The 10,843-nt window shown below is 56.6% G+C and carries 8 protein-coding genes and 2 pseudogenes; 6 read left to right on the forward strand and 4 right to left on the reverse strand.

All coding sequences use genetic code 11. The annotated features are described in order from the left end of the window. Positions 1-3: 3 nt before the first annotated feature. From DSM25558_RS25335 to DSM25558_RS25345, 3 genes are all read right to left on the reverse strand, one after another. Positions 4-2,448, reverse strand: coding sequence for a TonB-dependent siderophore receptor (locus DSM25558_RS25335; RefSeq protein WP_244554309.1), 2,445 nt, complete (start codon positions 2,446-2,448; stop codon positions 4-6). 101 nt (positions 2,449-2,549) lie between these two features. Continuing rightward, a complete protein-coding gene (locus DSM25558_RS25340; RefSeq protein ID WP_077107403.1) occupies positions 2,550-3,491 on the reverse strand; it encodes a FecR family protein in 942 nt (313 codons plus the stop codon). 31 nt (positions 3,492-3,522) lie between these two features. Further along, the gene (locus DSM25558_RS25345) at positions 3,523-4,035 is read right to left on the reverse strand and encodes an RNA polymerase sigma factor (protein WP_077107404.1); all 513 of its coding nucleotides are present in this window, start codon (positions 4,033-4,035) and stop codon (positions 3,523-3,525) included. 261 nt (positions 4,036-4,296) lie between these two features. Between DSM25558_RS25345 and DSM25558_RS25350 the strand changes: the two genes are divergently transcribed. The 6 genes and pseudogenes from DSM25558_RS25350 to DSM25558_RS25375 all read left to right on the forward strand — a co-directional run bounded on the left by DSM25558_RS25350 (position 4,297) and on the right by DSM25558_RS25375 (position 10,330). After that, the gene (locus tag DSM25558_RS25350; protein WP_077107405.1) at positions 4,297-5,817 is read left to right on the forward strand and encodes a hypothetical protein; all 1,521 of its coding nucleotides are present in this window, start codon (positions 4,297-4,299) and stop codon (positions 5,815-5,817) included. Between the two features lie 326 nt (positions 5,818-6,143). Continuing rightward, positions 6,144-7,256, forward strand: a pseudogene (locus DSM25558_RS25355) (inorganic phosphate transporter); the annotation flags it as partial. A gap of 79 nt (positions 7,257-7,335) precedes the next feature. After that, the gene (locus tag DSM25558_RS25360; RefSeq protein ID WP_077107406.1) at positions 7,336-7,725 is read left to right on the forward strand and encodes an IS66-like element accessory protein TnpA; all 390 of its coding nucleotides are present in this window, start codon (positions 7,336-7,338) and stop codon (positions 7,723-7,725) included. Further along, complete coding sequence (gene tnpB / locus DSM25558_RS25365; protein WP_077105602.1) at positions 7,722-8,075, forward strand: IS66 family insertion sequence element accessory protein TnpB; 354 nt, start codon at positions 7,722-7,724, stop codon at positions 8,073-8,075. Before DSM25558_RS25360 ends, tnpB begins: the two co-directional genes overlap by 4 nt. Positions 8,076-8,144: 69 nt before the next feature. Next, positions 8,145-9,730, forward strand: a pseudogene (locus DSM25558_RS25370) (IS66 family transposase). Between the two features lie 117 nt (positions 9,731-9,847). Then, complete coding sequence (locus DSM25558_RS25375) at positions 9,848-10,330, forward strand: hypothetical protein (RefSeq protein ID WP_077107407.1); 483 nt, start codon at positions 9,848-9,850, stop codon at positions 10,328-10,330. A 321-nt stretch (positions 10,331-10,651) separates the two neighbouring features. On the opposite strand, the gene DSM25558_RS29140 is transcribed toward DSM25558_RS25375, so the two are convergent. Further along, positions 10,652-10,843, reverse strand: a 192-nt coding sequence (locus DSM25558_RS29140; RefSeq protein ID WP_210189143.1) for a hypothetical protein, incomplete at its 5' end; no start/stop codon positions are given.

Raw genomic sequence — 10,843 nt, forward strand, 5'->3', positions numbered from 1 at the left:
ATCCTACCAGCTGTATTTGAGAGTAGCGTAGACGGTGCGACCCTCGCCCCAGTAGCATCCCGTGGCTGCAATGCAGGTTGAGACATATTTGCGGTCTAACAGGTTGCCCACATTCAGCGACGCTTTCAAACCTTCCAGTTTCGGGTCTGCCTTGCCGAAATCGTAGCGGACGGCGGCATCGAATACCGTATAAGAGGGGATGTCGAACTTGTTGGCGTTGTCGCCGAAGGTCTGGCCGGTATAACGCGCGCCACCGCCGAAGCTCAGGCCATCCCAGCTGGTTGATGTCTGCAGTGTGTAGTCTAGCCAAAGCGATGCTTGGTGCTGTGGGACAAAGGCAAAGCGATTGCCTTGGTTGCGAGTGTCGGCGACAATCTCGCTGTCGGTGTATGCGTAAGATGCCAAGACTGAGACCGCGTCTGTAAGCTCCGCTTTGCCTTCAAGCTCGACGCCGCGCATTCTGACCTGACCCGTCTGGATGCTTCTGTTCGTATTATTAGGATCTGGGGTTAGAACATTGTCTTGTGTCAGATTGTAAGCGGAAAGAGTAACAAAGCTGTTGCTTCCGTCTGGCTGATATTTGACACCGACCTCGAACTGCTCACCGGTGGTCGGCTTGAAGACGTTGCCACTAGCATCAGTCCCCGCCGGACTAAACGATGTTGAGTAACCAGCATATGGAGAGAGACCGTTGTCAAAATTATAGACGACGCCGGCACGCCAAGTAAACTTGGCATCTCTCTGGTCGAGCTGGCGGCCAGTACTTGACCGGGTCAATGTATCGGTATTTGCCCAATCGTAACGGCCACCGAGAGAGAACACATAATTGTTCCACTCCATTTGATCCTGAGTATAGAGACCAATTTGGCTACGGTTCTGATCGATCCGGGTTGCGATCGGCGGGCGCGCGATCGGGGTCGCACCGTAGACCGGATCAAGACCATTGAACGGAGTGAATATTGGAGAAAGCGCCGACTCTTCGTACCGGCTGCTCTCGTAGGAATAGTCGAGGCCGAACAATGCGGTATGAGCAACACCGCCCGTTTGGAACTTTCCGATGGCTTGATTGTCCACGGTAACCGCCCGAGCGCTCTCGGGAAAGGCCCAAGCGTAGCGATAGAAGGCGGTCGGGTCGCAGACCGTCGGGCAATAGGGCTGAACACGCTGCGTATCTGTGCCGATATAGGAGTAGCGAAGGTTCTGTCTGATTGTCCAGGTGTCATCGACCTCATGTTCGAACTCGTAACCCACAGATGCCTGGTCGCTCTTGTAGTGGTCGTAGCCGGGTTCGCCCGGAAACGCACCGCGCGGCAGTTCTGGATATATGCCGGTATAAAGTGTGCCATTCGCGGGAAGCGCCGGCGCTCCCCCGCCGCCGGGAGAGTCAATATGCTGATAGCTCCCGTAGAACGTCAGCGATGTTCCCTCATCCGGCTTGAAGGTGAATGAAGGCGCAATGTATCCCTTCTTCTCGCGCACATAGTCATATTGGGTATCGGTTAACCGGCCGACGCCGACGATGCGATAGAGAAAACGGTCATCGTCACCAGCACCGCCGCCGAGATCGAACGCTGTCTGTAGACGCTTATCGGTGCCGAACTGCATCTCCACTTCATTGAGAGCGGTTGCGCTTGGCCTTTTTGATACCATATTGATCAGACCACCGGGATCGCCTTGGCCGTAGAGGACCGATGCTGGACCCTTGAGGACTTCGGCGCGCTCGAGGCTGAATGGCTCGACGCGTGGCTGGGCATAGCCGCGAGATCCAAACGGCAGGCGCAGGCCATCCAAATATCGGCTCGGGCGAAACCCACGTATCGTAAACCAGTCATAGCGGGAATCGTCGCCATATTGGCTGATGACGCCTGGCGTGTAGCGAAGCGCCTGGGTCAGCGTGGCCGAACCTTGAGCAGCGATCTGGTCTTTCGTTACAACATTGACAGCCTGTGGAGTGTTTTTAAGTGAGGTGCCGGTCTTGGTCGCTGTGGCACTTTGTGTAGCGATAAACCCGTCTACAGGCCCACGAGCGTTCTCGCCCTGCACAACGATCGGCTCAAGGATTGTCTCGCCAGTCGCACTGCCGCTTGACGGAGAGTTTTGCGGGTTGACCAGAAGGACCGTATTTGCGGTCGTAAATCGGTAGGTCAGGCCCGTGCCCGCGAGAAGGCGTCTCAGCGCGCCCTCGGCCGAGAGATTTCCCGCTGTACCAACGCTGCGCAGATTCGCCGGCAGAGGGCCGTCAAAAGCGACATCGATACCGGTCACCGATGAGAAGCGCACCAGCGCAGCCGACAGAGGCTGACCGGAGATCGCAAACTCGTAGCTCTTGGCAGTCTGAGCACCTGCTCCCGTTGACACGACGACTGCGGTGAAACTGGCGCAGGCCGCCAGCAACATGATACGGTACAGCCTGATGCAAACGCCGCCGACTTGGTTTTTCTGTGTCACTCGTTTTGCCCCCTGCAAACGGACCAATACCCGAGCATTTTCGGGCTTCTAAACAGGGGACGCTTCAGCTTCGAAAAAACCTTGGTCGATTTTCCATTTTTTTATTGCGGATAGATCAACGTCAGCAAAGGTGAGTAGCTCGCAATGCGGATAGGCAGGCCGTTCTCCAGACTTTCCAATATTCGCCCAGCCCTGCGCACGTCCACGATGATACTGATCGGTCGACGGGCCAGAGCCCTGTCCATGACAATCATCTTGCCGTACCGCCACTTTGAAAGGGTAGCAACGACGTCCTCGAATGGAGCCGAGATGAAAACGAGCTTTCCGCCTCGCCACGAAAGTTTCGTTTCAATATCCATCTGTGATGGTGCTGACAGTTTGTCATTCGCGAAGAGCACGGACTGGCCCTCCCGGACTACCCGCTCCTGGCTCGACGAAGAGACCTTTACCGTGTGTTCTGCAACAGCGACGACGATACCTTCCTCATGTATGCCCACAGAAAACTGAGTGCCAAGCGCCGTAGCTCTAAGGTCCCTACAATCAACAGAGAACGGTCGAGCAGCGTCTGAGAGGACGGTGAAAAACGCTTCGCCCTCCTGCAAAATGACTTGTCGTTGGTCCGCCGTGAAATTTAACGATATGGCGCTGCCTGTCGACAGTTCGGCAATCGATCCGTCTGGCAAAGTGAAGCGCGCGGTCTCTCCGACGCCGGTCCGATAATCTGCTTGCTGCCTGAGATATGCATTCGTGCTAAGCCCAGCGGCTGTCAGGATAACAAGCGCTCCGCCTGACTTGAGGATTTTTCGCCGTTTGAGAGAGGTAGGGTCGGATACCTCTGGCAAGGCCGATGCTCCAAGCCACAAGCGTTCCAACTCGGCATAGGCCTTCGCATGGGCCGGGCTTTGTTCGAGCCAAACCCTAAAATTGGCACGGTCGATTGGTGTCGCGCTCTCATCGAGAAGCAGCGCGAACCACTCGGCTGCGCAACGCGAAATCTCTCGGTCATTGTCGGGACAGTGTTCCTGAAGTGAAAAATCCTGCATCCGCCGCCTCATTCTCGGTCGCCGCACGACTTCAGCGCTCGCCGTTGATCTCCACACGCAGCCGATCGAGCGCCACCACCATATGACCGAAGACCGTCTTTGGCGATATTCCGAGTCGTTCGCCGATCTCGACATATGTCAGGCCGTGAATACGCGCGAGCACAAAAACCTGCTGCGCGCGGGCAGGCATGCGTTCAAGTGCGGCCTGAACGCGGAGCAATTCCTGACGGCTGATGGTAGCTGCTTCCGCAGATGGTGCTGGATCACAAATAGATTCGAGGCCTTCGATCCCATCGACAAAGGGCGCGATCTTCCGGCGGCGTTCGTGATCAAGCGCAAGATTGCGGCCGGTAATCATGAAATAGGCTGCCAAGTCGACAACATCACGTAACAGGCCAGGACGTTCCCAAAAGCGCAGAAAAGTATCCTGAAGGAGGTCGGCAGTGGTGGCCGGGCAGTGGACGCGGCGATAGATGACGCGCGTCAGACGAGAGCGAACGCCCATAAAGGTCTCAAGGATTTCAGGGTGTTTTGCACTTTCCATGAGAACGCTGCTAGCACTGGCGAAGCATCAAATCAAGATAAGATGAATTTTATCATCAAGTTTTACGCCGGCCTGTGAGGATATTTTTCGGCGGCAGCTCATTCAAACCGTGATTTGGATCAGCTTGTCAGTGATCATCACACATGACGAATGCCACTGTCCCTTTCAGAAGCTTTCGCATCAAACGCTTTGCAGGCTTGACATCGGGTATGCGGCAATCTCACATGCGCGCCTTCAGGCTGCCTAGGGAGATTTATCGAGATGCGTCACAGGCTTATCACGGCGACGAGCACCATTATTATAGCTTTGACCACGGGGGCATCCGCGGCGGATATCAGCCAGGACGGTGCCAACGACATCCGTGACAATCTCAATCATCTGCTGCCCAAGGATCTCGCCAAGAGTGCCCCTGTTACGGTCACACCGGCCGGGTCGCGCTACGAGATCGTCTATGACTTCGCCAAACTGCTGGCGAAGGTTAAGAAAGAGGATTTCGACATCAAGGGCCTGACGCCCTTCAAAATGTTCGCGACACCGCAGGACAGCGGGCTCTGGGATCTCGAAGGCAAAAATAACCTCAATGTTACCGGCCATTTCACCGGTCCTGACAAGACGCGCTCGGACTTCACCTATTCGGTTGCCCACATGGTGTTTAACTCGGTCTTCGACCCGGCAATCAGCTATTTCCGCTCCGGTGATTTCAGCGCCAAGGAACTGAAATTCACCTCGGCCACCGATACCGAAGTGGTCAATGCCAGCTTCGGCGACATGATCTACAAGTTGAACTCTGCCGAAAGCGCCACTGCCGGCCGCCTCGATTTTGCTGCCAACGGCAAGTTCAGTACCTTTGCGGAGCAGATCAGCGGCAAGGAAATGCCGCCGATCCAGATTTCGGCAGACAGCGTAGATTTTGATGCCAAGGTTAATGGCGTTGCAGCCAAGGACTTGAAGGAAATGGTCCTGTTCGTGCTCGATCACGTCGAGCAGGAGCATCTTACCAAGGAGAGCGAGACCAAGTTCAAGGGCATGCTCGACAATGCATTTCCGCTGCTGAGCTCGCTCGAGGAAACCATCAGGCTGAACAACTTCGGCGTCACCAGCGCTGTCGGCAGCGGTGGTGCCAAGTCCTTCGGCTATCACTTCACGGTCGATGGGCCGAGTAACGCAACGCGCATCGGCGTGGCTATGGATGCCGTCGACGTGACGCTCGACAGCGTGCTGGTTCCTGCCGGTTACACCGCCTTCCTGCCGCAGGCGCTCGATATCCAGTTCGGCGTCCCAGGCATGAATTTCGCAGCCCTCGGCGACGAGTTCATGAAGGTGGATTTCACCGAGTCGACCGGCGACAGCGAGACGGCGGGGCAACAGGCTGCCGAAAAGCTCTTCCCGGGCGGTATCCTGAAGGTTGATTTTCCGAAGGTCAGCGCCAAGTCTAGCGTCTATGACGTCGAGGTATCCGGGGAGATGGAAGGCCTCGTCAGCACGCAGACGGACTACAAGGTGAACGCATCGATCGTGGCGCGCGACTACGACAAGACGATCGCGGCCGTGCAGGAACTGGCAAAGACCAACCCGGATATGACCCAGGTGTCGTTCGGACTGATGATGATCAAGGGCTTTGCCAAGGCCGATCCGGATGGCGCGCAGCGCTGGGACGTGGCAGTTGCCAGCGACGGCTCAGTCAGCGTCAACGACCAGCAGATCAAGGGGCCGGACGAACCTGCCACTGACGAGGCCGCTCCTTCGGATGAGTCAGTGCCTTCCGACGATACCAAGCCCTGATTGACCAAGGCCCGCTTTGAAAGCGGGCCTTCGAAGCGTCGCTGGCAATTTCGGCCGGGACTATGCCCGGTCATCCAGCTGCGCTCGAGAGGGAGGATTGCCGACAAATGGCATCTGGAAAAGATGGCCGTGGCGATCAAGATGCGGTTTCTGCCGTACACCAGTTCCACCAGCTATAAATCCCGTGCACGCATTTCCGCGCAGCGCACCTTATTTTTCGGGCAATGTAGCTATGGGTTCTCTCAGTGGGCGGCATTGCTACGTCACTGTCATGAAAGGTTCATTCCAGAGTCCTACCAAAATGGAAACGCATCTGGAGCAAGCCAATGGTCGATCTCAGCGCAGGAAAGCTACGAACCGAGCCGGTTCCTCACCCCCTCGAAAATTCCGGTGCGGGGAAATGGTTCATCCCCGTCCTCGCAATCGTCATCCTTGGTGGGCTCGCTTATGTGGGCTATGCGTTGGCTCAAGACCTCACCACCGCTGCTGCGGTTCCGTGGCTTCTCCTTGGACTCGCGCTTTTGATCGCGCTGGGCTTCGAATTCGTGAATGGCTTTCATGATACGGCCAATGCAGTTGCCACCGTGATCTATACGCGCTCGATGCCGGCGGAGTTCGCGGTGATCTGGTCGGGTATTTTCAATTTCCTTGGGGTTCTAACGTCAAGCGGCGCGGTCGCTTTCGGCATTCTGGCACTGCTACCAGTCGAGCTTATCCTGCAGGTTGGCTCAGGATCCGGGCTTGCTATGGTGTTCGCCCTGCTGAGTGCCGCGATCATCTGGAACCTCGGCACCTGGTATCTTGGCTTGCCATCGTCCAGCTCGCATACGCTGATTGGTTCCATTATCGGCGTCGGTCTCGCCAATCAATTCCTGGCCCCGGCAGGCACCGCAACAAGCGGCGTCGACTGGTCGCAAGCCAGCAATATCGGTCTGTCGCTGCTTCTGTCACCGCTCATCGGCTTTGGTTTTGCTGCCCTGCTTCTTCTGGCGATGAAGGTGTTTGTGCGCAACCAGGCCCTTTACCAGGAGCCTACGTCAAATGCCCCGCCGCCGCTCTGGATCCGCGGACTGCTGATATTCACTTGCACCGGTGTCAGCTTCGCCCATGGCTCCAACGACGGCCAAAAGGGGATGGGGCTGATTATGCTTATCCTCATCGGCCTGGTCCCGACCGCATTTGCGCTGAACCGGACCCCGGATGTGAATTACCTCGAGGCGTACAAAGCCGCATCGGCACAAGTCGAAACGGCTCTTGGAAAATATGTGAAGCCGGGAGTGACCGTTACGGATGCCAAGGCAGCTGTTGGCGACGCAGTCCGTACAAAAACCTGGAGCGATCAGACCACACCGGCTTTGCAACAGTTCATTCATCAGACGAGCGGCGAAGTCGCAGCCTTTCCGACCCTTGAGGCTGTCCCGAATGAGATGGTTGGTAACCGATGTTCCACCCCCACGTTGCTCACTACCGCCTGATCTGTGATCGAGTTTTCATGGACGAGCGATAAGGAGTTTCTCCATGGACACTACATTGGAGGTTCTCACGACGCGGCGGAGCGGACGTGAGGCGCATCGTCAATGGTCAGATGAGGTCAAGGCACGGATAGTGTCGGAGAGTTTGCGACCAGGTGTGACGGTGAATGAGGTCGCGGCCCGCCACGGGCTGAAGGCCAACCACCTATCGACCTGGCGAACACTGGCACGAGAGGGAAAGCTGGTTTTGCCTGAGCCGGAAGACGCAGTCGAATTCGCGGCCACGGTTGTCGAGACGCCCGCGCCGGAGCCGCCGAGCGTCAAACCAGTTTGCCGCCCCAAGATTGTTGTCGGCCCGGTCACGATCCGTCTTGAAGAAGGTGCCTCTGTTACCCGGATTGCTGCCATCGCGCGTGCACTGGCGGCGGCGATATGATCTTCCCCTCGAACCGCGTCCGGATCATGGTGGCGACCAAACCCGTAGACTTCCGTAAGGGGCATGACGGATTGGCGGCGCTGGTGAAGAACGAGCTGCACAAGGACCCGTTTACGGGAACGGTCTTCGTGTTCCGGTCCCGCAAGGCGGACCGGTTGAAGCTGATCTACTGGGATGGCTCCGGGATCGTCATGGCCTACAAACGGCTGGAAGAGCACACGTTCACATGGCCCGGTATCAAGGATGGATTGATGACGTTGACCCATGCCCAGTTTGAGGCCCTGTTTGCGGGCCTGGATTGGCGGCGGGTTCATGCCGTCAGGACGAGAACGCCGGAGACCATCGAATAGCTGCGGCAAGATGACTCAGGACAACAGATTCCGAAGGCAAATCGGCACAGAATTTGGTAGGTTCCAGCCATGCTGAACGCCGCCGATCTTCCCGATGATGTTGCTGCCCTGAAGGCGATGCTGATCCAGCCCAGGCACGCGAGACGGCCAAGGACGTCGCGATAGCAAGTAAGGACGAGCATATCGCTCGCAAGGACGAGCGGATCGAACGGCTTGAGAAGCTGGTCGCAGCCTTCAAGCAGGCAGCATTTGGGCGCAAATCCGAGAAGACCGATCCCGACCAGTTCGATCTGGCATTGGAGGACCTGGAAACGGCGATGGCCGCGATCCATGCCGAGGACGAGGCGGACACTCCTGCTGGAACTAGGACGACCAAGTCACGCACGACCAATCGTGGCTCTCTTCCAAAACATCTTCCCCGAGTGGAAGAGGTGATCGAGCCAGCAAGCCTGATCTGCGCCTGTGGCGGTTGCCTGCATTGCATCGGGGAGGATGTCTCCGAACGCCTCGATGTCATACCGGCGCAATTCCGAGTCTTGGTCACGCGCCGTCCCAAATATGCCTGCCGTGCCTGCACCGACGGCGTTGTTCAGGCTTCGGCTCCGGCAAGGTTGATCCAGGCAGGGTTGCCGACGGAAGCGACCGTCGCCCATGTTCTGGTCTCTAAATATGCCGATCATCTACCCCTCTATCGGCAAGCGCAGATCATGAGCCGCCAGGGCGTCGATCTCGACCGGTCCACGCTTGCCGACTGGGTCGGTCGAGCAGCCTATGAGCTGCGTCCCATCTTCGATGCGCTGATCACTGAGCTGAAGCGCTCAACCAAATTGTTCATGGACGAGACGCGTGCTCCGGTTCTTGATCCAGGCTCTCGCAAAACCAAGACCGGATACTTCTGGGCGTTGGCACGGGATGATCGCCCATGGGGCGGCGGTGATCCGCCAGGTGTTGCCTTCACCTACGCGCCCGGTCGCGGAGGCATCCATGCCGAACGGATATTGCAGGGCTTTTCCGGCATCCTGCAGGTCGATGGTTATGCCGGATACAACAGACTGATCGCGCCTGAGCGCGTTGGCCCGGACATCCGGCTTGCCTATTGCTGGGCGCACGCTCGTCGCAAGCTGGTGGAGATCACCCGTAACGGAACAGCACCCATTGCCGAGGACGGCGTCAAACGGATCGGCGAGCTGTATCGGATAGAGACCGAATTGCGCGGTTTTGATCCGGAGGCTCGCGTGACCGGACGGAAGGAACGGTCTGCACCGCTCGTCGCCGCCATGCAGCTTTGGCTCACGCATAACAGAGCCCGTGTCGCGGCAAAATCCCCGCTCGGCGAAGCCTTGGCCTACATCGCCAAATACTGGGATGGTCTGAAGCTCTTCCTGACCGATGGGCGCATCGAGATCGACAACAACACCGTCGAGCGAACCATCAGGCCGATAGCCCTAAATCGCAAGAACGCACTCTTTGCGGGGCATGACGCAGGAGCCGAGAACTGGGCGGCCATCGCATCGCTCATCGAGACCTGTAAGCTCAATTCGGTCGATCCACTGGCCTATTTGACCGCCACGCTCACCGCCATAGTAAACGGCCACAAGCAGAACCGGGTTCACGAACTGATGCCGTGGAATTATTCGGAGCGAACACTCGGCTGAAGTCTGGTGTCGGGTTTAAGCGGTCATCGAAACTCAATGGATATCTCTTGTAGATCCTCTTTTAGGCGTCTCTTCATCCTTTCCTCATAGGTTCCAAGGAAAGAACTGGGTGACTTCATGCGTTTAATATTCGCTGCCGCCATTACCTTAGTCGCGATCACTGGTATCTTCGGAGCGTATTCGACACTTCCTTCGAAGACAACGGACAACGATTTTTCCAACCATTACCTACAGTTGGCACGAAACTCCCCTGACCTTCTCGGAAAGGTGATCAAATCTACTTTGCCAAACTGTCTGACTGACGCCGCGCGGGTTTTGTTGGATGACCAAATGATCGCCGACCTTGCCACGAAAACATTCTTCAAGTCTGGCGTCCTGATGGCTGAGGGCAAAAAAGCAGAGCAGAGTGCAAAAGAGTTCATACCCTGGATTGTCAAACAGGCTGAACCTCTCGGTCCGGTCCAGAAAAAAACCTATCTAGCCCTAGTTAAAGGTGAGCTTACAAGTCCAGACGTGATCCTTTGCGTACATTCTTCGATAAAGACATTAATTGACAAAAGGATTGATCTGAAAGCGTCGGTTTGGGACATCCGCACCTAACCGATTTCTCGGAATCTGCTTCTGGTGCATCCTTGCCGTCTGTCACAGCGTTAGTGTTCTGAGCGGCCCAAACGCGCTTGGTCAATGTGCGGGGAAAACATTATTTCCGCAGAACCGGACCGATGGGTTGTTGCCGTGGAAATATCCGGCCGAGTAAACGCGCTAGGCTGCTTTCAATAGAAAGCGTCATTGCATCAACCTCAAGTAAACGAAAACTACGCCAAACTCCCAGGTTCCGGACGCAATTCGAGGTCGAAGACTGTGGGTGAGCTGTTGCAATTCCTTGGTGATGTGCTTGGCAATATGATGTCCGGCCATCAGTCAAAATCGAGATTCGTGCGATGGTTGGAACGAGCTGTCATGGTAATCGTAGCCGCTCTGATCGCGGTGCTGATTTACCGGATGTACTCCTCGTGACAGCAGTTGGTGGATCGTTGTCGTCCGGCCGAGGGTCAAATCATCGACATTAGAAAGGCGAAATTTGATCAAGGTGCCGGCAAGACACCGCTTACG

It is taken from the genome of Agrobacterium sp. DSM 25558, assembly GCF_900100825.1.
In the GTDB taxonomy this organism is placed as follows: Bacteria; Pseudomonadota; Alphaproteobacteria; order Rhizobiales; family Rhizobiaceae; genus Agrobacterium.

What these genes read in the sequence shown, in the direction of transcription:
- DSM25558_RS25345 (WP_077107404.1), bottom strand. Translation starts at nt 4,035, where the DNA reads ATGGAAAGTGCAAAACACCCTGAAATCCTTGAGACCTTTATGGGCGTT.
- DSM25558_RS25350 (WP_077107405.1), top strand. Translation starts at nt 4,297, where the DNA reads ATGCGTCACAGGCTTATCACGGCGACGAGCACCATTATTATAGCTTTG.
- DSM25558_RS25340 (WP_077107403.1), bottom strand. Translation starts at nt 3,491, where the DNA reads ATGCAGGATTTTTCACTTCAGGAACACTGTCCCGACAATGACCGAGAG.
- DSM25558_RS25360 (WP_077107406.1), top strand. Translation starts at nt 7,336, where the DNA reads ATGGACACTACATTGGAGGTTCTCACGACGCGGCGGAGCGGACGTGAG.
- DSM25558_RS25375 (WP_077107407.1), top strand. Translation starts at nt 9,848, where the DNA reads ATGCGTTTAATATTCGCTGCCGCCATTACCTTAGTCGCGATCACTGGT.
- tnpB (WP_077105602.1), top strand. Translation starts at nt 7,722, where the DNA reads ATGATCTTCCCCTCGAACCGCGTCCGGATCATGGTGGCGACCAAACCC.